The organism is Pseudomonas sp. WOUb67 (genome assembly GCF_050058005.1).
Classification (GTDB): Bacteria; Pseudomonadota; Gammaproteobacteria; order Pseudomonadales; family Pseudomonadaceae; genus Aquipseudomonas; species Aquipseudomonas putida_R.
Genome location: NZ_CP170112.1, coordinates 5,413,935 through 5,440,837, shown reverse-complemented (window position 1 = coordinate 5,440,837; position 26,903 = coordinate 5,413,935). Strand labels below are relative to the sequence as shown.

The following is a 26,903-nucleotide window of genomic DNA, read 5'->3' as shown; positions in this document are numbered from 1 at the left end:
GTGGGAGCGGGCGTGCCCGCGAACACCGGCGAAGCCGGTGCCATTCACAGTGTTGGATTCTCCGCGGGCGAACCCGCTTCTACAAGGAGGATAGACCGTTGTTCTTGCGTCAATGGGTCACGCGCCCATGCAAAGGTCGTCCAGTCGGGTTGCCACATCCCTTTGCGGATACTGCCGGTAAGCATCTGAAATGGCGGCGATCAGTTGCGCATCCCTGATCCGGTCCAGCCCCGGAAAACGCTTGCCGTTGCAATCAACGTCGTGGGTAAGCACGGCCTCGACACTGGCGTCGTTTTCCCTGTAAACCCGCCTGATGGCCTGCGCTTCCAGCGCCTTGTCGTCTTTGCAGTGCAGGGCATGGTGAATGGCCAGGGCCGCGCCAAACGCCAGCGCCGGGGTTTCAATACCATGCTTGCGTGCAAGGTCGATGCTGCTGAGGATGCGTTCATTGCGTTGAAGCTTGCGCAGCGGGTCGCGCCCCACCCGGGCGCAAGGGTCCTTGAACGAGGTTTTACAGCGTTCCAGGAAGGTATCGGAAAACTGGCTGACCACCTCCGCCATCTCTGGGGACGCGGCCACCAGCGCGGGCCCGACTTCCTGGCGAATCAGGCGTTCGGCCAGTTCGCTCACACGTGCATCGCCCATACCCTGGCCTACCGAGTCATGGCCCAGCAGGCTGGCGTACCAGGCAACGATGGCATGCGGGCCATTCCACAGGCGGTTCTTGATGACCTGGATCTGGGTGATGTCAGGCACCGTCTTCACTTGGCGCAGGCGTTCGAGCAGGTCGCTGCCGTACTCGACATACAGCGGCATGTCGGGTTCGCTGTTGAACAGGATCAGGTGCAACTGGCTCATCGCGCTGCTGGGCTGGGCGAAGGGCCTGAAGCGCCCGATCAGTCGTTCGTATTCCGGCACTGGTGTCGATGCCTTTGCGGCGACTGCCGGCTCGTCTTCCAGGCTGTTCTGGAACATCTGCGACTTGATGCGCAGTTGCCGCACCAGTGCATCGTTGCTGAGCTTGGAGACGATGCGGCTGACGACTGTTTCGGCGAAATGGGTCTTTTCCAGCACCTGCTGGCCGATGGCTGGCGGGCACAGCAATGCCAGCTCTGCCTGCACATGGCGGCGCACGAACGCGGCGCCGCCCACCTTGTTCAGCACGATCAGCAACGTCAGCTCGCGGCCACGTCGTTCGAAACGTTGCAGCAGCCCCTTGGCAATCACCTTCGCCTGGTTGCGGATGGCCTGTTCGGGCAGGCTCAGGCCGATGATTTCGGCCGTGGTGTACATGCCGATGACTGCGTCGTCATCGTCCATGTCGATCATGCGCACGTTGTCGATGGTCTGGTCGAACGATGTAGCACCGTAGCGCACGCTGTAACGGCCGAAGGCATTGACGCTTTCACGCAGCATCCGCGAGCGGGTCGCGGCGATGATTTCACACGGCCGGGTGTAGCCATCCCAATGGGAAAAGACCTGCGTCAGGTAGCCACCCCCGATGGCGCCGAAACCATGAATGCCCACGCGGAACTGGTTCATGGAGGCCGGGAAGCTATCGTTCAGTTCGGGCATGCCCAGGTCGGGAACGCACTCGCTCAAATCGGCCAGGAACTCGGTCATGCTGCGGTAGGCCTTGAGCGCGCCGGCCTTGATTTCGGGGGCTGGTGGCTTGATGTCTTCGATCAGGATTGCCTGGCCTTCTGCACGGATGGCCGAGAGCATGCCGTTCTCCGAATCCTCGACCATGAAGCATTGGCCCGGCTCGCAATTGAGCGCGCGGGCGGCTTTCAGGAAAATCTCGGGGTGGGGTTTGCCCTGGCTGACTTCATCGCCACAGACGGTGATGTCGAAGTACTTCAGCACGTTGGCGTTGATCAGGTATTCCTCGGCTATGGCACGGCGGCTGGACGTGGCCACCGCCATGGTCAGGCCCGACTTGCGCAGGCGCTCCAGCACTTCCAGCAGGCCGGCCTTGATCGGTACGCCATGATTGCGCACGTACTCCAGCTCAAGTTCATCCGCGCGTTTGCGGATCTCGGCGTATGGGAAGTCTTCACCGTTATGCGCCTTGGCCAGCGCTTCGGCCTTGGTCGCGCTCAGCCCCAGCGAGCCGATCAATGTGTCCTCGCTCAGCGCTTTGCCGAAGATTTCCAGCGAGGCTTGCTTCAGCGTCTTGAAGCGCAAGCGCTCGGTGTCGAAGAGGGTGCCATCCATATCGAAGATGGCGCTGAGAATCTGTTTACCTTGAAATAAAAGCATTGAGTGTTGCCCCTGTGGGTGCGTCAGACATCTCGCCTGTAGCAAGCGAGTACGGCGTGTGAGCTGCAGCGTCGGCAGTCAGGTCGGGGGCACGCGTTTGTCAGGTGCACGCTCGGGCGTGACACAGAGATACGGCGGGGCAGAGCGGGGAGTGCAGAGGAGGTTTGCAACCTTTGAGGCAAGGCGGGCGGCTGGTTTGGCCTTGAAGTCACGCCCACTGGCTGCAGTCGGTTTTGCAGGCAGTGGGCGCAAGTAGCGATGGATACGTGTGATTCCAAGCATAAGGTGCTTTGCTTCCTTTTCGTCATGGGTGATCCTTTTTCAGCCTTGCACGTATGCGCCGCGACATGCAAGGCTTGGCCTTTCGCTCGAATCCCGCAACAAGGTGAACCGCAATGACCAAAGCTACCGACCAGGCTTTTTATGACCGTGCCGATGCGCACATCGAACTGGCGAACCAGCAGATCGAAAAGTTCGAGGACCTGGGCAAGGTCAGCGCCTCGCTGACCTTCGGTGCCGCGCGCTTCAGCGCCTGGATGAGCGCCCGCAGCTTCAAGAGTGGCGCCGAGCTTGGCGCCGCGCGGGAAGAGATTCTGAAGTACTTCTGCGATCAGTACCGGATGATGCTTGAGGACAACCTCGACGAGCATATCGAGCATTTTGACCAGTACATGCTGGGCAAGAACGGCTGAGGCTTCGCGGGCATGCCCGCTCCCACAGGGATAGCGTATCCCTGCACTCAACGCGGAACCTGTGGGAGCGGGTTCACCCGCGAACACCGGCAAAGCCGGTGCCATTCACTGCGGTGGCTTCTTCGCGGGTAAACCCGCTCCCACAGGTCCCTTGACGAGTGGTCACAGATGAGGCAGCGGCAGGGTGGGCCAAGCCTCAGCGATTGGTCCATTTCTCCAGCAAGATCGAAACGAACTTCTCCGCTGCAGGCGACAACGATGCGCCGCGCCGGTACACCAAACCCAGGGTGCGGCTAACCTGCGGCTCGATCAGCGGCACGCTGACCAGCGTCGGGTGGTCGGCGTCGGGCATGGCCAGGCTGGGCATGGCGGATACGCCCAGCCCGGCCTCGACCATGCCCAGCGACGTGGACAGGTGTTGCACTTCGTAGAACCATTTGGGCCGCAGGTTGAGCCCGGACAACGCGTGGTCCAGCAGCATGCGGTTGCCGCTCAGGCGGCCGACGCCGATCAGGCGGTAGTCAGCCAGTTCCGTCCAGGTAACGGAGGTCCGGTTCGCCAGTGGGTGGTCGCGCCTGCAGGCCAGCACAAAGTGCTCTTGCACCAGCGTGACAAACTCGATGTCCGGGTGCTGGCCGCTCATCATGTTGATGCCGAAGTCGGCCTCGCCGCGTAACACGGCTTCCAGCCCGTCGTTGGCGCTAAGGTCCAGCAGGCGAATGCGGATTTTCGGGTACTGCTCGTTGTAATCGCGAATCACCGACGGCAGGAAGTAGAACGCTGCGGTGGGAATGCAGGCGAGGGTAACCTGGCCGGTCTGGCGCTCGGCCAGCTCGCGGATGCTGAGGATCGAGTCTTCAAAATCATCCAGCAAACGCCTGGCCTTGGGCAGGAAGTCGCGGCCCACGCTGGTCAGGCTGACCCGGCGGGTGGTGCGCTCCAGTAGCGAGGTGCCCAGGCCTTCCTCCAGCTTCTTGATCCGCCGACTCAAGGCCGGCTGGGACAGGTGAAGCGCTTCGGCGGCCTCGTGAAAACTGCCAAGTTCGGCGATTTTCACGAAAGATCTGATGTCTTGCAGCTCATATTCCATAAGAAGACCCGCTACTGTCGCCGTGTTTGATTGATGTTTGAATCGCAATAATGGCTACGATATTTGCATTGGATTGATTTATCCATGCCTGTCACTCTTTTGCTCACAGCATCAATGATGTCCATTGATCAACAAGAGTGCAAAATCATGCAACGAATTCCTTGCGTACTCATGCGCGGTGGTACCTCGAAAGGGCCGTTCTTCCACGCCTGGGACCTGCCTGCCAATGTTGTCGAACGTGACGAGTTGCTGATCAACCTGATGGGCTCTGGCCATGAGCTGGAAATCGATGGCATCGGTGGCGGCAGCCCACAAACCAGCAAGGTGGCGATCGTCAGCCCTTCGTTGCACCCCGAGGCTGACGTCGATTACCTGTTCGTTCAGGTGATGGTCGCCCAGCGCCGCGTCGACACCGCGCCCAATTGCGGCAACATGCTGTGCGCCGTGGGCCCGTTCGCCATCGAGCAAGGCCTGGTGAAAGGCCAGGATGGCAAGACCCTGGTGCGCATCCGCAACCTGAACACTGGCACCTTGGTCAACTCGCTGGTGGAAACCCCCGGCGGTATCGTGCGCTACGAAGGCCGCACGGCAATCGATGGTGTACCGGGCACAGCCGCCCCGGTGCACCTGACCTTTCTCGATGCTGTGGGCAGCAAGACCGGCAAGCTGTTCCCCACCGGCAAGCCCACGGATGTGATCGATGGCGTACCGGTAACCTGCATCGACATGGCCATGCCCATGATGGTCGTGCAGGCCAGTCAACTGGGGGTGACCGGATCGGAAACCCCTGCAGAACTCGATGCCAATGAAAAACTGCTCAAGCGCCTTGAAGCACTGCGCCTGAAAGCGGGTAAGGCCATGGGCCTTGGCGACGTCAGTGGCATGGTCATCCCCAAGCCGGTGCTGGTGTCTGCGCCACGGTACGACGGCACGTTGCAGGTGCGTTACTTCATGCCGCACAACTGCCACCGTGCGTTGGCCATTACCGGGGCGGTCGGGCTGGCGACTGCCTGCGTCAGCCCCGGCACGGTAATCGCCGAACTGCTTGGCGAGGGCGCCCGGCAGTTGACCGAAGTGCGCCTTGAGCACCCGAGTGGCGGTATCGATGTGGCGCTGTCGCGCAGTGCTGCCGACGGCAAGACAACCCAGGTGTCGGTGGTACGAACCGCCCGGCGGCTCTTCTCGGGCTTCGTCTATGCCCCTACCTTGCGCAGGCTGGCAGGGTAGCCAGAGGCGGCCCAGCCGCCTGCTTTACACATGCACCAAGCGCATCCGCACAATTTCAACAATGGTGATGCCCCATGAAACTCGCCAAATCGCTGTATTTCCAGATCCTTTGCGCCGTCCTGCTGGGTGTATTGGTCGGCCACTTCCGGGCGCAACAGGCCGTTGCGCTCAAGCCCTTGGGTGATGCCTTCATCAAGCTGATCAAGATGATGATCGCCCCGGTGGTGTTCTGCACCATTGTCACCGGCATCGCCGGGATGACCGACAAGCGCTCGCTGGGGCGCCTGATGAGCAAGACGTTGCTGTTGTTCCTGGGCCTCACGGTGGTGAGCCTGGTGATTGGCCTGGCGGCGGTTTACCTGTTCAAACCCGGTGCGGGCATGAACATCGACCCCGCTACCCTCAGCACCGAAGGCCTCAGCCAGTACACCGCCTCGGCAGCCAAGCTGGGCGTGGTCGATTTTTTCATGCACATCATTCCCGATACCTTCATAGGTGCCTTCAACAAGGGCGAGGTGTTACCGGTGCTGTTCATCGCCGTGCTCAGCGGCTTTGCGTTGTCGTCCATGGGGGACAAGGGCAAGCCCGTGCTGGATGTGCTGGAGTCTGCCTCGACCATGGTGTTCCGCATTTTTGGCTACCTGATGCGCTTTGCGCCGGTGGGTGCCTTTGGTGCGCTGGCTTTTACCGTCGGGCAGTACGGCATCACCTCGCTCGGTGCCCTGGCCAAGCTGGTGGGTACGCTGTACATCGCCTGCGCGTTCTTCGTACTGGTCGTACTGGGTGGCATCTGCCGTGCCCACGGCTTCAGCCTGTGGAAACTGCTGCGCTATTTCCGCGAGGAATTCCTGGTGGTGCTGGGTACTTCGTCCACCGAGCCCGTGCTCCCGCGCATGCTGGAAAAGCTCGAAAAGCTGGGCTGCAAGAAAGGCGTGGTAGGCCTGGTGTTGCCAACCGGTTACTCGTTCAACCTCGACGGCACAGCCATCTACCTGTCGCTGGCGGCCATCTTCATCGCCCAGGCTTGCAACATCGACATCACCCTGGGGCAGACGCTGACCATGCTGGCGATCATGCTGCTGTCGTCCAAGGGGGCGGCCGGGGTGACCGGCAGTGGCTTCGTCGCGCTGGCCTCGACCCTGACCGTGATCCACGATATTCCGCTGGCTGGCCTGGCGCTGCTGATCGGTATCGACCGCTTCATGTCCGAAGCCCGTGCCCTGACCAGCCTTGCCAGCAATGCGGTGGCCACCGTGGTGATCTCGCTGTCCGAGAGTGCCTGTGAGCGGGATACCCTGTTGCGCACGCTCAATGGTGAGCAACCGGTACAGCCGGACTGCGCTGCACCCGAACAGACCGCCTGGCCCGCCGAGCCTCGCCGCCACGGCTGATCGCCCTTTGCACTACTGAACATTGACTTAGAATTCCACTCAGCGTCGCAGCGATGCCGAGTGGGGTTGGAGGCTGCCTGCCCGGCGGGCGGCCACGCACAATAAAAACAAGAGAGAAAGACCATGCTCGCACTCCTGGGCCTGATCATGGTGGTGACGTTCACCTACCTGATCATGAGCAAGCGCCTGTCGCCTATCGTTGCGCTGACCGTTGTCCCGATCGTCTTCGCCGTCATCGGCGGTTTTGCCCCCGAACTCGGCAAGATGATGCTCGACGGCTTGAAAATGGTCGCGCCATCGGCAGCCTTGCTGCTGTTTGCCATCCTGTTCTTCGGCCTGATGATCGATGCCGGCCTGTTCGATCCGCTGATTCGCAAGATCCTCAAGCGGGTAAACGGCGACCCGGTCAAGATCGCCATCGGCACGGCATTGCTGTCACTGCTGGTGGCGCTGGACGGCGACGGCACGACCACCTACATGATCACCTGTGCCGCCATGCTGCCGCTCTACAAGCGTATCGGCATGAACCCGATGATTCTGGCCACGGTGTCGATGCTGTCGCTGAGCATCATGAGCGGCCTGAGCCCCTGGGGCGGGCCGGCCACGCGGGCCATCGCCGCCCTTGGGCTGGACGCCAGCGAGTACTTCATCCCGATGTTGCCGACCATGATCGGCGGTGCAGCCTGGGTGGTGTTCACGGCCTTCCTGCTGGGGCGCACTGAGCGCCGTCGTATCGGCAACATCGCCCTGGAGTCCGGTGGTGGCAACTGCTACATCAAGGAAATCCTTGGCGACAAACCGTACAAGCGCCCGCGCCTGGCCTATGTGAACCTGTTGCTGGTGATCGCCGTCATGACCGCACTGGTGATGGGGCTGATGCATGCCGCCATCCTGTTCATGATCGGCTTCGTCGCCGCGCTGATGATCAATTACCCCCAGCTGGAACTGCAGAAGGAGCGCATTCTGGCGCATTCGGGTAACGCCATGACGGTGGTGCTGCTGGTGTTTGCCGCAGGTATCTTTGCCGGGATCTTCTCGGGTACCAAGATGGTCGACGCCCTGGCGCAAACCCTGGTGGACTGGATTCCCGAAGAATGGAGCCACTGGTTCCCGCTGGTGGTGGCGCTGACCAGCATGCCGCTGACCTTCGTGCTGTCCAACGACGCCTACTACTTCGGCGTGGTGCCGATCCTGGCCAACGCCGCAGCGGCGTATGGCATCGACCCGCTGGAAATTGCCCGCGCCTCGGTGCTCGGCCAGCCGGTGCACCTGATGAGCCCGCTGGTGGCTTCGACGTTGCTGCTGGTCGGCATGGTTGACCGTGACATCGGCGACTTCCAGAAGGCCACCTTCAAGTGGGCCGTGCTGACCTCGCTGGTGATCACCGCGCTGGCGTTGCTCACAGGGGCCTTGTCCTTCTTCGTCTGAGTGTTACCGGGCGCTGCCTGGCGCCCGCACCTTGTGCATCCTGAAAACAACAACAAGAGTACCGATCATGTCCCGTGCTGTGTTCCGTGGGGCCACTTGTGGCCTGCTCTGCGGCTGGCTGCCTGTTGCCGGCGCCGCCGGTTTTGTCGATGACAGCAAGCTCAAGCTGCAACTGCGCAACGTCTACTTCAACGAGAATTTCCGCGACGAACAGGGCATGAGTGCGCGTGCTGCCGCCAGTGCCAAAAGCGAGCGGGTGGAGTGGGCACAGGGTTTTCTGCTGGACTACCAATCCGGATTCACCCCCGGTGCATTGGGCGTAGGGCTGGATGCCCTGGGGCTGGTGGGTGTCAGGCTGGACTCTGGCCGTGGGCGCAGCGGCACAGGGCTGCTGCCGGTGCATGACGACGGCCGTGCGGCGGACGAATTCGCCAGCGCCGGGGTAACGGCCAAGGCCCGCGTCGGGCAGACTGTGGCCAAGCACGGTACCTTGCTGCCGAAAACGCCGGTGCTGGTCTACAACGATGCGCGGCTGTTGCCGCAGACGTACCAGGGCACGCAACTGACCAGCACGGATATCGACGGGCTGACACTGACGGCGGGGCACCTGGACCGCTTCAAGCAGCGTGATTCTTCGGACAGCACCGGGCTGTACCTGGATGGGTACGCGGGCGGCAAGACCGGTGACTTCAACTTCGCCGGCGCCGATTATGCCGTCAGCAAACAACTGCGCCTGAGCTACTTCCATGGCCAGCTTGAGCACTTCTACCGCCAGGACTTCGCCGGCCTGGTACATGAGCTGCCGCTGGCCGGCGGGGTACTGACCACAGACTTGCGCTACTTCAGGAGCCGAGACAGCGGCGCGGCCTACGGCGGCGGCATCGATAACCACATGTTCAGCGGCCAGCTGGCGTATGCGCATTCCGGTCATACCCTTGGCGCCGGCTACCAGGTGCTCGATGGTGACGCCGGCTTGCCGTACATCAGTGGTGCGACCGTGTATTCGTTCAGCAACGTCGGCATCGGCAAGTTCATCGAGGAAGAAGAAAAGACCTGGATGGCCAGCTACGTCTACAACTTTGCGGCAGCAGGCGTGCCGGGCCTGACGTTCATGGCACGGTACCTGAGTGGCGACAATGGCCGCTCGGGTGCCGAGGGCATCAAGGAGTGGGAGCGTGACGCCGAGCTTGCCTACGTGGTGCAGGGCGGGCCGCTGAAGGGGCTGGGGGTGAAGCTGCGCAACTATGTCTATCGCTCGGATTTTGCCCGAGGGCGCGACAGCAATCGCGTGTACCTTACCTACGATATCGCCATCTGGTAATGGCGCGGGCCGGATGGCATACCCGGCCCTGGCCCTGCTTGCGGTGCCGTGTTCAGCGGCGCAGCAGGCGCGACACCAGCAGCGTGGCGGCAGCAGTGATGGCCAATGCGGCGAACGGCTTTTCCTTGACGAACGAAGACACCGTGTCCAGGGCATCACCATAGGTCTTGGTCACCTGGCCAGCAGCTTGACGCGCATCGCCCTCGGCTTCCAGCGACGGGTCTTCGACCAGCCTGCCTACAGCGCTCTGCGCTTTGCCTGCAAGGTTCTCTGCAACACCTTCGATCTGTTCGCGTTTCATGATGGCTTAGTTCCTTCCTGTGAGCGGCTAGGGTTAACAGCACAGGCTTAGGGCGTTGGCAGGCCGCAATGGTTCCAAACGATTGCTTATCACCTTCAGGCCACGCGGTCCCTGTAGGAGCGGCCTTGTGTCGCGATCGGGCCGCAAAGCGGCCCCAGGATTTCAGCCACGATGCACAAATTGCCGGGGCTGCCTTGCAGCCCGATCGCGACACAAGGCCGCTCCTACAAGGGATCGCACTTGGCCTGAGAGGTCGAGGCTAGCGGGCCTTCTTCTCAAGGATTCGCGCGCCGGCACCTTCCTTGGCCAGAACATCCTCGGGGTTACGCAGCGGGCAGTCTTCCAGCGACAGGCAGCCGCACCCAATGCAGTTGTCGAGGCTGTCGCGCAACGCCTCCAGCGTGCGAATCCGGGCGTTAAGGTCTTCGCGCCAGGCCGTGGACATCTCGCCCCATTGCGCCGCCGTAAGCTTGCTGTTGGGCGCATACCGGCTGAATGCCTGCTTGATTTCCTCCAGCGGAATACCCGTGCGCTGCGCCACTTTGATGATCGCCAGCGTGCGCAGCACCAGCGAGGGATAGCGGCGCTGGTTGCCTGCGGTACGGACGCTGGCGATCAGCCCCTTGGTTTCGTAGAAGTGCAGCGCAGACACCGCCACGCCACTGCGTTTGGCCACTTCACCCACTGTGAGCATCCGCGTGTTGTCCGCTGCCATGCCTGTTGACCTCAAGTTAAGTTGAGCTCTTATAGTCCTGCCCGATCTTCCCCGCAACCGCTTTCCCCATGATCGGAGCTCTGCATGAACAAACGCACGTTACTGGCCTGGGCCGGCGCTGTAGCCGGCGTGTTGGCCGCTGCCTATGCGCTGGTGGGTAGCGGTTCGGCGGCACCCGCTGCGGCGGCGTGGCCGGCGACCAAGGTGGCGCTGGCCACGGCCGAGCAGGTGCCGCTGGCGCGGCAGAACTTTGCTTCGGGGGAGCTGGAGGCGGTCAACCAGGTGCAGGTAGCGGCCGAGACGGCGGGGCGCATTACCCGCATCGCCTTCGAGTCGGGGCAGGCGGTAACGGCCGGGCAGTTGCTGGTGCAGCTCAACGACGCGCCGGAGCAGGCCCAGCGGGTGCAGTTGCGGGCGAAGTTGCGTAACGCGCAAGTGGTGCTGCAGCGCAGCCGCAAGCTGCGGGCGATGAATGCCGTGTCGCAAGAGCTGCTGGACAACGCCGCCACTGCCGTGGACGTGGCCGGCGGTGAGCTGCAGCATGTCGAAGCGCTGATCGCGCAGAAGGCCATTCGCGCACCGTTTGCCGGCAAGCTGGGTATTCGGCGTGTGCATCAGGGCCAGTACCTGGGCGCCGGCGAGGCGATCGTCAGCCTGGCTGACATCAGCCAGTTGCATGTGAATTTTGCCCTGGGCGAGCAGGCCGCCCCCGAAGTGCACGTCGGGCAAGTGCTGGCACTGACGGTGGACGCGGCGCGCGGGCAAGGCTTCCAGGCCCGGGTGGTGGCGGTCGACCCGGTGGTCAGCAAGGCGCGCCTGGTGCAGGTGCAGGCAGCCTTGCCGAACCCGGACGGGCAGTTGCAGCCGGGCATGTACGCCGCCGTACGGCTGGATGCCGCGCAGCCGTCGAGCGTGCTGGCCGTGCCGGAAACCGCGATTACCTACACCGCTTATGGCCAGACGGTATTCGTTGCGACCCAGGACCCGGCGCATGGCACCCGGGTCAGCCGGGTGCGGGTAACCACCGGTGAGCGCTGGCAGGGGCGGGTGGAGGTTACCTCTGGCCTGGCGCCCGGTGACCGGGTGGTGGTTTCCGGCCAGTTGAAGCTCAGTGACGGCATGCCGGTCGAACCCGTGGCGCAGGACAGCCTGCAGGCCAGCCAGGGAGGGCGGCAGTCGTGAAGTTTACCGATGTCTTTGTGCGCCGCCCGGTGCTGGCGCTGGTGGTCAGCAGCCTGATCATCCTGATGGGGCTGTTTGCCATGGGCAAGTTGCCGATCCGTCAGTACCCGTTGCTGGCAAGCTCGACCATTACCATCAGCACCGAGTACCCCGGTGCCTCCGCCGAGCTGATGCAGGGCTTCGTGACCCAGCCGATCACCCAGGCCGTGTCGTCGGTGGAGGGCATCGACTACCTGTCCTCGTCGTCGCAGCAGGGTCGCAGCCTGATTACCTTGCGCATGGTGCTCAACCGCGATTCGACCCAGGCGCTGGCCGAGACCATGGCCAAGGTCAACCAGGTGCGCTATCGCCTGCCGGAAAAGGCCTACGACCCGGTGGTGGAGCTGTCGGCAGGCGACTCCACCGCCGTGGCCTACGTGGGCTTTGCCAGCGACAGCCTGTCGATCCCGGAGCTGAGCGATTACCTGTCGCGCGTGGTGGAGCCGCAGTTTTCCGGCATCGACGGCGTGGCCAAGGTGCAGTCGTTTGGCGGGCAGCGCCTGGCCATGCGCCTGTGGCTGGACAGCGAACAGATGGCCGGGCGCGGGGTGACGGCAGCGGACGTGGCGCAGGCGGTGCGGGCCAACAACTACCAGGCGACGCCGGGCCAGGTGCGCGGGCAGTACGTGCTGGCCGATATCCAGGTGGACACCGACCTGACCCGGGTCGAGGACTTCCGTGAACTGATCATCCGCAACGATGGCACCGACCTGGTGCGCCTGCGCGATGTTGGCACTGTCGAGCTGAGCGCGGCGGCCACCCAGACCAGCGCCACCATGGACGGCAAGCCTGCCGTGCACCTGGGGCTGTTCCCCACGCCGACCGGCAACCCGCTGGTGATCGTCGAGGGCATTCGCCAGCTGCTGCCGCAGATCCAGCAGACCCTGCCGCCCGGGGTTAAGGTAGCGTTGGCTTATGAGACTGCGCGCTTCATCGATGCTTCGATCCAAGAGGTGCTGCGCACCCTGGTGGAGGCGATGCTGATCGTGGTACTGGTGATCTGGCTGTGCCTGGGTTCGCTGCGCAGCGTGCTGATCGCGGTGGTGGCCATCCCGCTGTCGATGCTCGGTGCCGCTGGGCTGATGCTGCTGTTCGGCTTTAGCCTCAACTTGCTGACCTTGCTGGCGATGGTGCTGGCCATCGGCCTGGTGGTGGACGATGCCATCGTGGTGGTGGAGAACGTGCACCGGCATATCGAGGAGGGCAAGTCGCCGGTTGCTGCGGCATTGGCCGGGGCGCGGGAAATTGCCGGGCCGGTAATCGCCATGACCCTGACCCTGGCGGCGGTGTATGCACCGATCGGGTTGATGGGCGGGCTGACCGGCACGCTGTTCCGCGAATTTGCCCTGACCTTGGCGGGGGCGGTGATCGTGTCCGGCATTGTGGCGCTGACCTTGTCGCCGGTGATGAGCTCGTTGCTGTTGCAACCCGGGCAGCAGCATGGCGTGATGGCCAACATGGCCGATCGGTTGTTTGCTGCGGTGACCGGGGCCTATGGGCGGGTGCTGGCCTACTCCCTGGCGCATCGCTGGATCAGCGCGGGTGTGGCGCTGCTGGTGTGCCTGAGCCTGCCCTGGCTTTACCTGCTGCCCCAACGCGAGCTGGCGCCCCCCGAGGACCAGGCGGCGGTGCTGACCGCCATCAAGTCGCCGCAGCATGCCAGCCTCGAATATGCCGAACACTTTGCACTGAAGCTGGATCAGGTGATGAAGTCCATCGGCGAAACCACCGACACCTGGATCATCAACGGCACCGACGGCCCGGCCGCCAGTTTCGGGGGTATCAACCTCAGCGCCTGGCAGGCGCGCGAGCGCTCTGCCGCACAGGTGCAGGCGCAGTTGCAGCAGGCGGTGGCGGATATCGAAGGCAGCAGCATCTTCGCCTTCCAGGTCGCTGCGCTGCCGGGCTCCAGTGGCGGCCTGCCGGTGCAGATGGTGCTGCGCAGCGCCCAGGATTACCCCGAGCTGTACCAGACCATGGAAGTGCTCAAGCAACGCGCCCGCGACAGCGGCCTGTTCGCCGTGGTGGACAGCGACCTCGACTACAACAACCCGGTGGTCAAGGTGCGCATCGACCGGGCCAAGGCGGCCAGCCTGGGCATCAGCATGCAGGCCATTGGCGAGTCGCTGGGTGTGCTGGTGGGTGAGCAGTACCTCAACCGCTTTGCCCTGTTCGGGCGTTCCTATGACGTGATCCCGCAGAGTATCCAGGACCAGCGCCTGACGCCTGCGGCGCTGAACCGCCAGTATGTGCGCGCCGACGATGGCAGCCTGGTGCCGCTGGCCACGGTGGTGCACCTGGAGATCGAAGTGGCGCCCAACCGCCTGTTGCAGTTCGATCAGCAGAACGCCAGTACCTTGCAGGCCATCCCGGCGCCGGGGGTGTCGATGGGCAACGCCGTGGCCTTTCTCGAACAGCTCACCGCCGAACTGCCGCCGGGCTTCAGCCACGACTGGCAATCGGAATCGCGCCAGTATGTGCAGGAGGGCTTTGCCTTGATGTGGGCGTTTCTCGCCGCTTTGGTGGTGATCTACCTGGTGCTGGCGGCGCAGTACGAAAGCCTGGTCGACCCACTGATCATCCTGGTGACGGTGCCGCTGTCGATCTGCGGTGCGCTGCTGCCGCTGGCGTTGGGCTGGGCCACGTTGAACATCTACACGCAGATAGGCCTGGTGACGCTGATCGGCCTGATCAGCAAGCACGGCATCCTGATGGTGGAGTTCGCCAACGAGATGCAGGTGCGCGACAACCTCGACCGTGCCGCCGCCATTGTCCGTGCCGCGCAGATACGTTTGCGGCCGGTGTTGATGACCACCGCAGCGATGACGTTCGGCGTGCTGCCGCTGCTGTTTGCCAGCGGCGCCGGGGCCAACAGCCGCTTCGGGCTGGGGGTGGTGATCGTGTGCGGGATGCTGGTGGGAACCTTGTTCACCCTGTTCGTGCTGCCGACAATCTATGGGTGGCTGGCGCGGGATCACAGGGTGACCACGGTGCGGGGTCAGCAGTTGATCGAAGCCGAACAACAAATGCGTGCCCTCTAGGATCAACTGTCCTGCTCAAAAGCTAAGCGTTGCGCGATCCCTGTGGGAGCGGGCATGCCCGCGAACACCGGCGAAGCCGGTGCCATGCACCGCGTTGCATTCTTCGCGGGTGAACCCGCTCCCACAGGGGCCCGTATGGGCCTTGCTGTCAGGCGGGTGAGCGATCCCGGCGCATCTGGGTCACCAGGGTGAAGCGGTCATCCGGGTGCACGGTTTCGGAAACCGCCATCAAATCACCATTTTCCTCGCGGTAATGGCGGATGATCTTCAGCCCCGGTGAACCCGCCTCGGCCTTCAGCGCCTTGGCCATCTCTGCCGTCAGCAGCACTGCCCGCACCTGCTGGTCGACCACCGCGATTGCCCGGCCAAAGTGCTGCTCGATCAGCCCGGCAATCAGCTGGTCGGGGTGCTCGCGGGCCCGCTCGATGACCTCGGCATAGTCGCGCTGCGCATACACATCGGTCCAGCACAGCGGCGCCGCATTGTGCAGGCGGTCGACGCGGATGCTCGACACGCAAAAGTAGTGTTCCCCCGGTACCAACCCCAGCCGCGCCGCTTCGCTCAGGTCGGCGACGAAGTGGCGCACGTCCTGGATTTCCCGCTGCTGGGTTTCGGCCAGGTGCGCCAGGTCGGCCACGCTGGCCAGCGACTGCGAGTAGCCGCCGCGTGGGCTGCTGGCCTCGACCCGGGTGCCCACGCGCTTGCGCCGCGACACCAACCCCTGGTTGAGCAGCTGGTTGATCGCCGCGCGCACCGTGTGCCGGCTCACATCGTAAAGGTCGCACAGCTCGAACTCGGTCGGCAGCAGGCTACCCACCGGGTAGCGGCCATTGGCGATGCCTTCCATCAAGTCCTTTGCCACGGTGGTGTAGCGCGTCGGGTTCATACCTTTGGTCTGTCTCGCAAATTTCATCGGTTGACAGTGTAACAGCGGTGGGGCAAGAATTATGTACGGACATAAACAATATGTCCGGTCAAAAAATAACATTTCAGGATCCCTGCCCATGTCCACCACCGTTTTCGATTCCACCCTGTTCCGCGACATGTTCGGCACCGCCGAAATGCGTGCGGTGTTCTCCGACAAATCGCTGATCGAGCGTTACATCGAAGTGGAAGTGGCCTTGGCCAAGGCCGAAGCCCGTTGCGGCGTCATCCCTGGCGAAGCCGCCGTGCAGATTGCCGAGCTATCGCGCTACGAGGCCCTGGACCTGGCGCTGATGCAGCACGAGACCGAAATCGTCGGTTACCCGATCCTGCCGCTGGTCGAGCAGCTGTCGAAGCTGTGCGGCGAAGCGGGCCGCTACGTGCACTGGGGCGCCACCACCCAGGACATCATGGACACCGCCGTGGTCCTGCAGGTGCGTGCCGCCCTGGCTATCGTCGAGCGCGACATCCAGGCCGTGCGCGGCCTGCTGGCCGAGCTGGCGCTGCGCTACCGTGATACGCCGATGGCCGGCCGCACCCACCTGCAACATGCACTGCCGATCACCTTCGGCTACAAGTGCGCGGTGTGGCTGAGCATGTTCGACCGCCATGCCGAGCGCCTGGTCGAGCTGCGCCCGCGGGTGGAAGTGGGGCAGTTTGCCGGTGCCGCCGGTACCCTGGCTTCGCTGGGCGATAAGGGCCTTGAAGTACAAGCTGCGCTGATGGACGAACTGGGCCTGGGCGTGCCGCAAGCCACCTGGCACGTGGCCCGTGACGGCCTGGCCGAAACTCTGAACTTCCTCGGCCTGGTCACGGCCTCGCTGGGCAAGGTGGCGCTGGACATCATGATGATGATGACCAGCGAGCTGGGCGAAGCCTACGAGCCGTTCGTCAAGGGCCGTGGCGCCAGCAGCACCATGCCGCAGAAGCGCAACCCGATTTCCTGCGAGCTGATGTATGCCGCTGCCAAAGGCGTGCGCCAGCAGGCTGGCTTGATGCTCGACGCCATGATCCAGGACTTCGAGCGCTCCACCGGCCCATGGCAGGCCGAGTGGATCGCCATCCCCGAAGCCTTCGCCCTGACTGGCGCTTCGCTGGGCCAGGCGCGCTTCATGCTGGCCGGCCTGGACGTGCGCACCGAGCGCATGCGCAAAAACCTCGACATGACCCAAGGCCTGATCGTGGCTGAAGCAGTGATGATGGGCCTGGCCCCGGCGCTGGGTCGCCAGGTGGCCCACGACGTGGTCTACGCCGCCTGCCGCCTGGCCAATGACCAGGGCATCAGCCTGCTGGAAGCGCTGAAGGCCCAGGGCGAGGCCACCGCGCATGTCGACCTGGCCACCCTTGAGCAGCTGTGCGACCCGACCAATTACCTGGGCCTGGCGCCGCAGATGGTCGACCAGGCGCTGGCCCGCCCGGGTGCCGTCGCCCGTTGATCCGCTCGGGGCCCGGCTGCTGCTGGGCCCCGTCCTCTGCTTTTCGACAAGAACAATGAGAAAACAACCATGTCTTCCACTTCGAAAAAGCCGCTGTACAAAGACCTGACGTTTCAGGTCATCGCTGCGATGCTGCTGGGCATCGCCTTCGGTTTCCTCGCCCCCGAGCTCGCTGCCAAGTTCAAGATCCTCGGGGACATCTTTCTCAAACTGATCAAGACGGCCGTTGCGCCACTGGTGTTCTTCACCGTGGTCCACGGCATTGCCTCGGCCGGTGACATCAAGCGCGTGGGTAAAGTGGGCTGGCGCGCACTGGTGTACTTCGAGCTGCTGTCCACCTTCGCGTTGGCCCTGGGCCTGCTGTGGGGCAACCTGATCGGTATCGGCTCGGGCATGCACGGCGCGCACGCCAGCAGTGCCGCCTCGGCTGCCGCCAGCGCTGCCGTCGCCAAGGGCCACGCGCCGGCGTCGACCATGGACTTCATCTACAACATATTCCCCGACAACTTCGTAGGTGCCTTTGCCGGTGGCCAGCTGTTGCAGGTGCTGGTGATCGCCGTGCTGTTCGGCTTTGCCTTGCTGGCCTTGAAGCATGAGCGGCGTGCGGTGATCGAGGACGGCCTGAATCGGGTGTCGGAGTGCTTCTTCGAGTTCATCAACCTGATCATGAAGTTCGCCCCGCTGGGTGCGTTCGGCTCGGTGGCTTACGCGGTGGGCAGCAATGGCTCGGCCGTGCTCATGTCGTTGGCCAACCTGGTGCTGATGTTCTACGTGGCGATCGCCTTCTTCCTGTTCGTGGTGCTGGGCGCCGTGTGCCGGTTGTCCGGGTTCAGCCTGTGGCGCTTCTTGAAGTACATCAAGGACGAGATCTTCATCGTGCTTGGCACTGCGTCGTCGGAGAGTGCACTGCCACGCCTGCTGCAAAAACTTGAGCGCTTCGGCTGCTCGAAACAGAGCGTGGGCCTGGTGCTGCCGACGGGGTATGCCTTCAACCTGGATGGCACCTCGATCTACATGTCGATGTGCGTGCTGTTCATTGCCAATGCCTACGGCGTGCCGCTGGGGTGGGAGCAGCAACTGGGTATTCTGGCGATCATGCTGGTGACCTCCAAAGGTGCGGCGGCGGTGTCGGGTGGCAGCTTCGTGGTGTTTGCTGCGACGGTGACAGCCATTGGCGTGCTGCCGGTTGAAGGCCTGGCGCTGCTGTTTGGCGTGTACCGCTTCATGTCCATGGCCATGGCGGCCTGCAACACCATTGGCAACAGCGTGGCGACGGTGGTGGTGGCGAAGTGGGCCGGGGAGTTTACCGAGCAGAACGCGCGTGAAGAATATTCACGGGTGCTGGGCCGCGCGCCTGGGGCCGCACTTTAAGCGCATGCCCATTCAGTAGCCGTTATGCATTTCCTGTAGGAGCAGCCTTGTGCTGCGAAGAGGCCATTACTGCCAAAAAATTTGTTGGCTATGCCGGCCTCTTCGCAGCACAAGGCTGCTCCTACAGGGAGATGTGTCGGCATCAGAGCTGGTGTTTTGACCGTAACAGCAATGCCGCTACTGCACACCCGATCAACGCCAGGCAGGCCAGGTAGAACGCATCACTGTAAGCCATCAGGTAAGCCTCCCGCCGAATCGTCCCCGCCAACCCCTCCAGCAGCTGCTGCTGGTGCGGCAACCAGCTCTGCACTGTCTGGTTGATGCGCTCTTGCACGCCAGGCTCGAACACCGTCACTTGCTCGTGAATGCGCTCACTGTGAAAGCGCTCACGGCTCGCCACCAGTTGCGTCAGCCCGGCGGTGCCGATGGCGCCACCGAGGTTGCGCAGCATCGAGAACACTGCCGAGGCCGAGCCGGCTTCACGCTTGTCCAGCCCGGCCACCGCCAGCACCGACAACGCCACCATGATGAAGGGCTGGCCAATACCGCGCACCACCGTGGACGGGATGATCACGTTGTCAGCACTGTCGGCGCTCAGGCTCGCCCCCAGCCAGCAGCCCAGGGCCATGATCAGAAAGCCGCTGGCAACCATGAACTTGGCACTGGTCCAGCCCATCAGCCGGGGCATCAACGGCGCCAGCAGCAACTGCACCACGCCATAGGCAATCAGCGCTACGCCCACGTCGCGGGCGCTGAAACCCTGCAACTGCGACAGGTAGTTGGGCACCAGGAACACCAGGCCGAATGTGGCGCCGCCAAAGATGAACATGGCCGCACTGGCGACGCCGAAGTTGTAGCGCCCGAGCAAGCGCAGGTTGATGAAGGCGCGCTGGCCGAACAGCTGGGTCACCACGAACACCACCAGGGCAATGGCGGCGATAACACTCATGGCGACGATGAATGGCGAGCCGAACCAGTCCAGCCGACCGCCTTCCTCCAGCACGATCTGCAAACCACCCAGGCCGATCACCATGGCGGCGATACCCAGCCAGTCACCTTTGCGTAGCAGCTCAAGCTTCATCGGCCTGGCCTCGATCGACCAGGCGATGGCGAACAGCAGTGCAATGCCGGGGAACAGTTGCAAATAAAAGATCCAGCGCCACGAATAGGCATCGGTCAGCCAGCCACCAATCGATGGCCCAGCCGCCTGCGCGACGCTGTTGGCCAGGCTGAACAGCGCCATGCCCATGGCCATCTTGCTGGCCGGCAGTTCGGTGATGATCAGCTGGAACGACAGGGGAATCAGCACCGCGCCCGCAGCACCCTGGATCACCCGCATAGTAATCATCGCCTCCAGGTTGGGCGCCCAGGAACAGGCCACCGAAGCTACAAGGAATATGAGTGAGCCGGTCCACATCACCCGGCGCAGCGAGAACACTTCCACCAGCCAGGCCGTCAGCGGAATCATCACGATTTCCGCCACCAGGTAGGCGGTGGAAATCCATGAGCCTTCCTCGAAGCTGGCACCCAGCGAGCCGCGGATTTCCGGCAGCGCGGCGCTGGTGACATGCACGTTCATGCCGGCCATGAAACAGCCGAACAAGCCGCCGAGCACCGCCACCCAGGCGCGCAGCGAGACAGGTTGTTCAGTGCGCATCGGCCACCTCTGCGGGGCGGGTGTCAACCGTGCTCACCACCGACATGCCGGGCAGTACCTGCGGGCCATCCAGCGGTGTGTCGAGCAGAATGCGCACCGGGAAGCGCTGGACGATCTTGGTGAAATTGCCGGTGGCATTGTCCGAGGGCAGCAATGCGAAGACATTGCCTGAGGCCGGCGAGAAACTGGCCACATGGCCTTGCAGTGGCTGGCTGGCGAAGCTGTCGACGCGGATTTCCACTGGCTGCCCCGGGCGCATGTTGGCCAACTGGGTTTCCTTGAAGTTGGCCACTACATAGGCCTGCTGCAAGGGCACCACGGCCAGCAGCGGCTGGCCCGGCACCACGTACTGGCCGGCGCGCACGCGGCGTTGGCCGACTACGCCCGTGATCGGTGCACGTATCACGGTGTCCTGTTCGTCCTGCTCGGCCAGCTGTTGGCGGGCCTGGGCGCGGGCCAACGCTGCTGCGCGCTGTTGCAGTTCGGCGTCAGCCTGGGCTGACAGCCCCTTGGCCATGGCGAGTTGTGAGTGTTGCTCGCGCAGCGCGGCCTGGGCACCCTGCAGTAAGGCTTGCGCCTGGGTGGCGCTTGCGCTGGCGGTTTCCAGGCGCTGCACGGTCGCGGCGTTGTCGCGCACAAGGCCACGGTAGCGTTGCATGTCCAGTTCACTGCGGCGCTGTTCAGCAGTAGCGCTGCGCAGGGTTGCTTCAGCCTGCAGGATGGCTTGCTGTTGCTGGTTGATGCGCTCGCTGGCGACCTGTTGGCGGGCCTGGGCGGCGAGCAGTGCCGCCTGCGCCTCGGCCACGCCCGCCTGTGCCTGGTCGAGTCGGGCGCGGTAGTCGCGGTTTTGCAGGCGCACCAGTACATCGCCGGCCTTTACTGGCTGGTCGTCAGCCACCGCGACCTCGGCCACGTAACCGGCCACCCGTGGGCTCAGGGCCACCCAGTCGGCGCGGACGTAGGCGTCGTCGGTGGTCTCCAGGTAGCGGCCGGTGGTGAGCCAGTAGCTGGTGAAGGCCAGCAGCGCGAGTGCTGCCAGGCTGCCGCTAGCGGTGTAGGCCAGGCGGCGACGGGATCTGGCTTGCCGCTCGCCCGCAGCAGGCACGTTTTTTTCTACGGCGACATTCATGTTCGGTTTCCATTCTTGAGTTTGGGGCTGCTGCGCAGCCCATCGCCGGCAAGCCAGCTCCCACCCCGACCGCGTTGAACTCAGGTCATGTGCAATCCCTGTGGGAGCTGGCTTGCCGGCGATGGGGCGCGCAGCGGCCCCATGGATTTTTGCTGCTGGCTACCACCGCCCGCCCAGTGCGCGAAACAGGTTGACCTGCGCCTGCGCCAGCCGCCCTCGGGCTTCTACGTGGCTACCCCGCAGGCGAATCAGTTCGCGCTCGCTGTCGAGCAAGGCCAGCCCGTCCACGGTGCCGGCGCGGTAGTTGCCCTGGGCCAGGGCATAACCGCGCTGGCTGTGTGCCAAGGCGGCATCCAGCGCCTGCAACCGCTGCCGTTCACCGTCATAGCGGGCCAGGGCCTGGCGCACGTCTTTGAGCGCGCTCAGCGCCATGCCGCGGTAATGGGCAACCTGCGCCTGCTGCAAGGCTTCGGCTTTGCCGACCCGTGCGCGGTTGGCCTTGATATTGGGGAACTCCCAACGGATCAGTGGGCCAATGCCGAACATCACCGCGCGGCTGTCGCCAAGGTTGGCAAGGTGATAGTCCGAGGACGTCAGCGAAGCGCCGAAGCTGACCTTCGGGTACAGGTCGGCGCGGACGATGTCGGTTTCCAGGCTTGCAGCCTGCAACTCCCGTTCGGCCTGGCGCACATCCGGCCGACGTTCGAGCAAATGCCAGCCATCGCCAGCCGGCAACGGCGTCGACAGCGTGGGGATGGTTTTGCAAGTCGCGGTGTCAGCCAGCGAAGCCTGGCCACTGAGCATGCTCAGCTCAAAAAGCGCCATCTGCCGCCGGGCTACAAGCATCGGCAGTTGCGCCCGCACCTGTTCCCGCAAACCCAGCAGGCGCTCGCTGTCGAGGGCGGTGGCCACGCCGGCCTGGCGCTGGCGTTCGCTGAGTTGCACGCTGTGGTCGAGGGTTTGCAAGGACTGCCTTGCCTCGTCCAGGCGTGCGGCGTAGACGCACTGGTCGATGTAGGCGCGGCTGGTCTGGGCGACCACTTGCACGCGCACCAGGTCCAGCGCCGCAGCACTGGCTTCGGCCTGGGCCCGGGCGCGCTCGATGGCAGCGCGCACCTGGCCCCAGACATCCACCTGATAGGCCAACTCGATACCTGGGTTGAATTGCCATTGCGACGGCGCGTGGCTGTCGGTCGCCTCGGCCAGGGTCTGGTCATCGGCGCTCTTGCCATAGATAGCGGCGAAGCCCACTGAGGTTGACGGCCATCGCCTGGCATCGAACTCGCCGATGCCGGCCAGCATGGCCTGCACGTTGGCCTCGGCCTGTGCCAGGTCCTGGTTGTGCGTGAGGGCTTGCTGTACCCATTGGTTGAGTTGCGGGTCCTGGAACAGCGCCCACCATTGTTCCGGCAATGCTTGCCGGCTGACACCGGCCGGTACAATCGCCAGCGGGTTAGCCTGCAGCGCTGCGGGTGGCTCGGCAGGTGCGGGTTGCCGGGTGCACGCCGCCAGCAGGCCGAGCATGCCGAGTGCGGCAAGCCGGGCAGGGGAGGGAAATGAAGGCAGTAAGGGCATCACACATGTCGCTCAAGGGTGGTGATGCGAGGTTAACGAGGGTGGGGCGCATGCCGCTGTCGCAAGCGGGACAACCCTGCGCGCAAGTGGGACAACCTGCGGCTCAGTAGCCGCGCGCGGTACTGTTTTGCCAATCGCTCGGCGCGTAGCCGAGAATGCGCTTGAACATGGCGGCAAAGGCGCTGGCGCTCTGGTAGCCGTGCTCCAGCGCCACGTTCAGGATCGGCTTGCCTTCGGCCAGGCACTGCTGGCTGAGCATCACCCGGGCACGGGCGCGCCATTCGCCATACGACATGCCCACCTCACGCTGGAACAGCCGCGCCACGCTGCGGGCACTCATGTTCAGTTGCGCACCGCATTGCTCCAGGGTCAGGTCCTGGGCCGGGTCCTGCAGGAAGCGCTCGCACCAGGTGCGCAGCCGCGCATGGTGCGGCAGCTGCACAAAGGCATCGATGCGCCTGGCAGTGGCCAACTCAAGCTGGATCAGTGCCCGCACGTGCTCGCCGTCACGCAGGTCGAGCATGCGTGACGCAGCCAGGATCAGCTCGTGCAGCAGGCCGGATACCACAATGACCTGGCAACGCTCGATACGTGCTTCAAGCAGCAAGGTCCGCATGCAGACCGCGCCTTCCATGCGGATGGCATGGCTGACCCCGGCGGGCATCCACAAGGCATGCCCGCCGGGGATCACCCAGCTGCCCCCCTCACTGGCGACCCGCATCACGCCGCTGGCGGCGTAGATCAGCTGGTCTTCGGCGTGGCAGTGGCTGGCCACCTCTTCGCCGTGTCCGTAATCCATTTCCAATGCTTGCATGCGGGGCATCCTCGGTGTTGGATCCGATTATACGGCGGATTATTGATGCTGGATTGCGAAGGTTGGTGGTTCGACGCAATTATTCAGCGCCTGTGAGATCGAGCGCCGCCCGCGCGGCGCATCGCGAGCTGCGCTCGCTCCTACGTTTGTTTCGGGCCAGTCATGCCTGTGAAAAACGCGCGCGACCGCCTTGTTTGTACGACACGATATCGAGCCGTGCGCCAAGGCGTTCGCGCGTAAATCCCGCAGGAATAATTGGCCCGAAACAAACGTAGGAGCGAGCGCAGCTCGCGATGCGCCGCGCGGGCGGCGCTCGATCTCACAGGCGCCGAACATGTTGCGGCAAGCACCTGATGGCCCTGACCCGATCCCATGCCAGCCCCCCCAAAACCATACCCTGTAAGACATTTCTGAACATGAAACCAAATGCTTCAGAATCAACCCGTTTAGGAATTATCCTACGCGCGCTGCTGAACTATCGCTGTTGTCGGGGAAGTACCTCAGGGATAACGTTTTCGCGTCGCTCCGGCGACCGGGCGTGAGAACCCGACTGATACAAAGCTCCGTCGTTATGGCGGCCGTGCGCGGGCAGGCTTAGGCCTGGCCGAGTTTTGCCTTTGTTCCTCGGTTTCTCACCCCGCGCACGGCTGCCACCCACAATCCGTGAGAAAGATTGAAGTGGCAGTCTCCTTGGGCAGAACAAAGGTGATAGCCATGAAAAAGCTCGTACCCGATCCACCCCGCCGACCCATCAACACGCCATTCTTCACCGTCAAATCCGACATCTACCCACCCGTCGCCCTCGCACATGTGATCGAACTGCTACGCGGCGTCATCGAAACCCTCGACGAACACTGCCGCAGCCACGCTTGCGATGCCGGCCTGGGCAATGCCCTGCATGCAACTGAAATCGCCCATTCGCTGGTAACCCATTCCCATGCACGGCTGTTCGGCCAAAAGGAAGAGGCGTGAAAACATGGCAGACGAACCCAAGGTCATCGTCACCATCGGTGCAGAAACCTTCCTCGAAGTCGGCAACCCGCCAAAGGATCTGCTGCGGGTTCAGCCCGGCATTCCTATTGATGATGCCTACGAGCAAGTTTCGATCCTGCTGAGCTACATCAAGCATCTGCTGCGTGAAGGCGATATGGAGGACGACCACAAACTCCTGGGCGCCGCCGATTACCTCACGGCGTTGGCCAAGGCGTTGATGAACGAAGTTGAGCTGACCAAAAACACCCTCCGCTGAACAGCTGCCCTGGGGGGGCCGCTTTGCGGCCCTTATTGCGACACATGGCCCGATGGACCGGTCCATCGCGGTGTGTGCCTTCTGGTCACGCCTGGGTGGGCAAGCTCATATGCAGCAACGGGAATGGCCGGCCTTCGCCATCCAGCGGCGAGCGGCCGGTCTGGACGAAGCCGTAGTGCTGGTAAAACCCGGTTGCCTGGGGGTTCTGCTCGTTGACATCGACACTCATCGCGCTACGCGACTGGCGGCCAAAATCCAGCAGCGCCCGGCCAATACCCTGGCCATGTCGCTCGGGGTCGACGAAGAGCATTTCCACGTGGTGTTCATTGAAACCGATAAAGCCCAGCGGCTGGTCATCGGTGTCTACTGCAACCCACAGCTCGACGGCCGGGAAGTACACGTCACGCAGCTGTGGCAACAGCGCGTCGATGTCGGACGGTTGCAAAAAGTGGTGCGTGGCGCGTACGGCGCGCAGCCAGATGTCGAGCAGCTGCGGGTAGTCTGCAGCAATGGCTTGGCGAATGATCATGGGGTCATCCTGAATGTATAGATGGCGGATGGGCACGCCAAAGGTGGCTGCCCTTCGGGTGTCGGCATCATGAATGACCGCTTCGCGATTTAACGCCTGGGCGGTACACGGCAGGGGAGGCCGGAAGGGAAGAGTGCGGAAGGTTACCCGGGTTGCGCAGGGCGGCTCAAGCCTGCTCATCGGACTCTAGCCGCCAGCGCTGTGCAAGGGCTCCAGGGCGTTGTTCAGATACACCAACGCTCGCTGAAAGACTGGATGGCAGTCGTTGCAGGGCAGGTCGTCGAACGCGGCCCAGAAGAACGTGAACAGGTGGCCATGGTCATCCTGTGTCTGGTGGGACCAGTGTTCGGGCAGGGCACCTTCCACCTGGCACAGGTGAAACGACCACACTTGCCCGAGGTGTTCGGCATCCCAGCAGCCCAGGTCCTGCTTGACCGTAGCGTTGGTGATGCCTGATTCCTCACCCAATTCACGCAAGGCGGCCACGGCCGGCGCTTCGCCTTGTTCGATGGTGCCTTTCACCAGTTGCACGCCAGCCAAGGGGTGGCGGAACAGCAGGATTTTCGCAGGCAACGTGGATGAAAGGACCACGGGGCAGGCTTTATTCGGACGCATGAGCGATTTCCCTGTCTGCTAACAATATTCATGGGCTGACGCGGTCCCTTTAGGAGCGGCCTTGTGTCGCGATGGGCTGCGCAGCGGCCCCAGGGTTTCAGCCAGGCTGCACAAATTGCCGGGGCCGCTTTGCGGCCCATCGCGACACAAGGCCGCTCCTACAGGGGTTGCGGCGCGCATTCGGCCGAGTAGACGATGCCGGTTTCGGGCCAGCTTACAACAGTGTCTAGTGCAAGGCATTCAAGGTTGACTGATGTCATTTTGATGCTATTTTTGACGCCTTTTTGACGTCAAGGAATGTTGCAAATGGACCACGTAGGGTTTGCCCTCGCCATGGCCGCGCTGGCAATGGGCGCGCTGTGCGGGCTGTATCGGCAATACGTCATCATGCTGGTGACTGCATTCATCCTCGCCGCGCTGGTGGCCCACGGCGAAGCCGCTCACCACTGGCTGGCCACCTTCGTGGACAACCTGTTCCCGATGTTCCTCTGCAGCGCACTGGCTGCGCACATCGGCTATTTTGTCACCCGCTGGATCCCTGCGGTGTTGAAGCGCGCACGCAGCAAGCCAGCCGAGCCCACGCCTGGTCAAGACCAATGGAAATCCCTCGGTTGAGGCCTGCGCCGTCGGCAGCGTCGATCGACAGCTGGCCGCTGACCTTCCGTTTCGGCCAAGGCAAAGCCTTCACCGAGCGTTGGTCGGTCAACCGCAAGCGGGGTGTATTGCTGGCGCCTGCCAGCTCGGCCCTGCCGCTGATGCTGCATGGCGTCCGCGATCTGATGGTGCTTACACCTGGCCCCACCCGGGCAGACATGCCGTTGGGGTGGATTTATGATCTGGACGGTATCGACCAGGTGCTGGAGCACGTTTGCTTGTGATGGAGCGCCGAAGTCCTGCGTGCCTTGAGCAGGGCTT

Annotated in this window: 24 protein-coding genes; 13 read left to right on the top strand and 11 right to left on the bottom strand. The window is 63.4% G+C overall.

The features are described from left to right. Positions 1–117: 117 nt before the first annotated feature. Complete coding sequence (gene mtlD, locus ABOC32_RS24105) at positions 118–2,262, bottom strand: bifunctional mannitol-1-phosphate dehydrogenase/phosphatase (protein ID WP_426809155.1); 2,145 nt, start codon at positions 2,260–2,262, stop codon at positions 118–120. A 395-nt stretch (positions 2,263–2,657) separates the two neighbouring features. Here mtlD and ABOC32_RS24100 point away from each other — a divergent pair, with 395 nt between their 5' ends. Next, positions 2,658–2,954: a DUF3144 domain-containing protein gene (locus ABOC32_RS24100; protein WP_426809154.1), complete on the top strand. Its 297-nt coding sequence runs from the start codon at positions 2,658–2,660 to the stop codon at positions 2,952–2,954. Positions 2,955–3,150: 196 nt separating this feature from the next. Here the strand turns inward: ABOC32_RS24100 and ABOC32_RS24095 are convergent, their stop codons facing one another. Further along, entirely contained in the window at positions 3,151–4,044 is an 894-nt protein-coding gene (locus ABOC32_RS24095; protein WP_426809153.1) for a LysR family transcriptional regulator, read from the bottom strand. A gap of 147 nt (positions 4,045–4,191) precedes the next feature. On the opposite strand from ABOC32_RS24095, the gene ABOC32_RS24090 reads away from it, so the two are divergent. From ABOC32_RS24090 to ABOC32_RS24075, 4 genes are all read left to right on the top strand, one after another. Continuing rightward, on the top strand, positions 4,192–5,271 hold the full coding sequence (locus ABOC32_RS24090; protein WP_426809152.1) for a 4-oxalomesaconate tautomerase: 1,080 nt from the start codon (positions 4,192–4,194) through the stop codon (positions 5,269–5,271). Between the two features lie 74 nt (positions 5,272–5,345). After that, complete coding sequence (locus ABOC32_RS24085) at positions 5,346–6,662, top strand: dicarboxylate/amino acid:cation symporter (RefSeq protein ID WP_426809151.1); 1,317 nt, start codon at positions 5,346–5,348, stop codon at positions 6,660–6,662. Between the two features lie 123 nt (positions 6,663–6,785). Continuing rightward, positions 6,786–8,090: a CitMHS family transporter gene (locus ABOC32_RS24080; protein WP_426809150.1), complete on the top strand. Its 1,305-nt coding sequence runs from the start codon at positions 6,786–6,788 to the stop codon at positions 8,088–8,090. Positions 8,091–8,157: 67 nt separating this feature from the next. Then, positions 8,158–9,411 (top strand): OprD family porin, encoded by a 1,254-nt coding sequence (locus ABOC32_RS24075; protein ID WP_426809149.1) that lies wholly within the window; start codon positions 8,158–8,160, stop codon positions 9,409–9,411. A gap of 52 nt (positions 9,412–9,463) precedes the next feature. On the opposite strand, the gene ABOC32_RS24070 is transcribed toward ABOC32_RS24075, so the two are convergent. Further along, the gene (locus ABOC32_RS24070; protein WP_426809148.1) at positions 9,464–9,712 is read right to left on the bottom strand and encodes a CsbD family protein; all 249 of its coding nucleotides are present in this window, start codon (positions 9,710–9,712) and stop codon (positions 9,464–9,466) included. Between the two features lie 259 nt (positions 9,713–9,971). Then, entirely contained in the window at positions 9,972–10,427 is a 456-nt protein-coding gene (gene soxR, locus ABOC32_RS24065) for a redox-sensitive transcriptional activator SoxR (RefSeq protein ID WP_234229564.1), read from the bottom strand. An 84-nt stretch (positions 10,428–10,511) separates the two neighbouring features. Here soxR and ABOC32_RS24060 point away from each other — a divergent pair, with 84 nt between their 5' ends. Both ABOC32_RS24060 and ABOC32_RS24055 read left to right on the top strand, forming a co-directional pair. After that, a complete protein-coding gene (locus tag ABOC32_RS24060; protein WP_426809147.1) occupies positions 10,512–11,609 on the top strand; it encodes an efflux RND transporter periplasmic adaptor subunit in 1,098 nt (365 codons plus the stop codon). Continuing rightward, positions 11,606–14,689: a MexW/MexI family multidrug efflux RND transporter permease subunit gene (locus ABOC32_RS24055; RefSeq protein ID WP_426809146.1), complete on the top strand. Its 3,084-nt coding sequence runs from the start codon at positions 11,606–11,608 to the stop codon at positions 14,687–14,689. Before ABOC32_RS24060 ends, ABOC32_RS24055 begins: the two co-directional genes overlap by 4 nt. A gap of 148 nt (positions 14,690–14,837) precedes the next feature. On the opposite strand, the gene ABOC32_RS24050 is transcribed toward ABOC32_RS24055, so the two are convergent. Further along, positions 14,838–15,575, bottom strand: coding sequence for a GntR family transcriptional regulator (locus tag ABOC32_RS24050; RefSeq protein ID WP_426809145.1), 738 nt, complete (start codon positions 15,573–15,575; stop codon positions 14,838–14,840). Positions 15,576–15,693: 118 nt separating this feature from the next. Between ABOC32_RS24050 and ABOC32_RS24045 the strand changes: the two genes are divergently transcribed. Together ABOC32_RS24045 and ABOC32_RS24040 are read left to right on the top strand one after the other, a co-directional pair. Further along, on the top strand, positions 15,694–17,049 hold the full coding sequence (locus tag ABOC32_RS24045) for a class-II fumarase/aspartase family protein (protein WP_426809144.1): 1,356 nt from the start codon (positions 15,694–15,696) through the stop codon (positions 17,047–17,049). A 69-nt stretch (positions 17,050–17,118) separates the two neighbouring features. Continuing rightward, complete coding sequence (locus tag ABOC32_RS24040) at positions 17,119–18,420, top strand: cation:dicarboxylate symporter family transporter (RefSeq protein WP_234229568.1); 1,302 nt, start codon at positions 17,119–17,121, stop codon at positions 18,418–18,420. Between the two features lie 142 nt (positions 18,421–18,562). On the opposite strand, the gene ABOC32_RS24035 is transcribed toward ABOC32_RS24040, so the two are convergent. The 4 genes from ABOC32_RS24035 to ABOC32_RS24020 all read right to left on the bottom strand — a co-directional run bounded on the left by ABOC32_RS24035 (position 18,563) and on the right by ABOC32_RS24020 (position 23,595). Beyond that, a complete protein-coding gene (locus ABOC32_RS24035) occupies positions 18,563–20,077 on the bottom strand; it encodes a DHA2 family efflux MFS transporter permease subunit (protein WP_426809143.1) in 1,515 nt (504 codons plus the stop codon). Further along, the gene (locus ABOC32_RS24030) at positions 20,067–21,206 is read right to left on the bottom strand and encodes an HlyD family secretion protein (RefSeq protein WP_426809142.1); all 1,140 of its coding nucleotides are present in this window, start codon (positions 21,204–21,206) and stop codon (positions 20,067–20,069) included. The genes ABOC32_RS24035 and ABOC32_RS24030 overlap by 11 nt, the downstream gene beginning before the upstream one ends. Before the next feature lie 159 nt (positions 21,207–21,365). Further along, entirely contained in the window at positions 21,366–22,781 is a 1,416-nt protein-coding gene (locus ABOC32_RS24025; protein ID WP_426809141.1) for an efflux transporter outer membrane subunit, read from the bottom strand. 103 nt (positions 22,782–22,884) lie between these two features. Then, positions 22,885–23,595 carry an AraC family transcriptional regulator gene (locus ABOC32_RS24020; RefSeq protein WP_426809140.1) on the bottom strand — a complete coding sequence of 237 codons (711 nt, stop codon included), beginning with the start codon at positions 23,593–23,595 and terminating at the stop codon, positions 22,885–22,887. A gap of 714 nt (positions 23,596–24,309) precedes the next feature. On the opposite strand from ABOC32_RS24020, the gene ABOC32_RS24015 reads away from it, so the two are divergent. Both ABOC32_RS24015 and ABOC32_RS24010 read left to right on the top strand, forming a co-directional pair. After that, a complete protein-coding gene (locus tag ABOC32_RS24015; RefSeq protein WP_426809139.1) occupies positions 24,310–24,567 on the top strand; it encodes a hypothetical protein in 258 nt (85 codons plus the stop codon). A 4-nt stretch (positions 24,568–24,571) separates the two neighbouring features. Next, positions 24,572–24,844, top strand: coding sequence for a DUF3077 domain-containing protein (locus ABOC32_RS24010; protein ID WP_426809138.1), 273 nt, complete (start codon positions 24,572–24,574; stop codon positions 24,842–24,844). Between the two features lie 85 nt (positions 24,845–24,929). Here the strand turns inward: ABOC32_RS24010 and ABOC32_RS24005 are convergent, their stop codons facing one another. Together ABOC32_RS24005 and ABOC32_RS24000 are read right to left on the bottom strand one after the other, a co-directional pair. After that, a complete protein-coding gene (locus tag ABOC32_RS24005) occupies positions 24,930–25,373 on the bottom strand; it encodes an acetyltransferase (protein ID WP_426809137.1) in 444 nt (147 codons plus the stop codon). Positions 25,374–25,559: 186 nt separating this feature from the next. Next, the gene (locus ABOC32_RS24000; RefSeq protein WP_426809136.1) at positions 25,560–25,988 is read right to left on the bottom strand and encodes an NUDIX hydrolase; all 429 of its coding nucleotides are present in this window, start codon (positions 25,986–25,988) and stop codon (positions 25,560–25,562) included. Between the two features lie 306 nt (positions 25,989–26,294). Between ABOC32_RS24000 and ABOC32_RS23995 the strand changes: the two genes are divergently transcribed. Further along, on the top strand, positions 26,295–26,603 hold the full coding sequence (locus tag ABOC32_RS23995) for a hypothetical protein (RefSeq protein ID WP_426809135.1): 309 nt from the start codon (positions 26,295–26,297) through the stop codon (positions 26,601–26,603). Continuing rightward, positions 26,585–26,866, top strand: coding sequence for a hypothetical protein (locus tag ABOC32_RS23990; protein ID WP_426809134.1), 282 nt, complete (start codon positions 26,585–26,587; stop codon positions 26,864–26,866). Before ABOC32_RS23995 ends, ABOC32_RS23990 begins: the two co-directional genes overlap by 19 nt. The last annotated feature ends 37 nt before the right edge of the window (positions 26,867–26,903 follow it).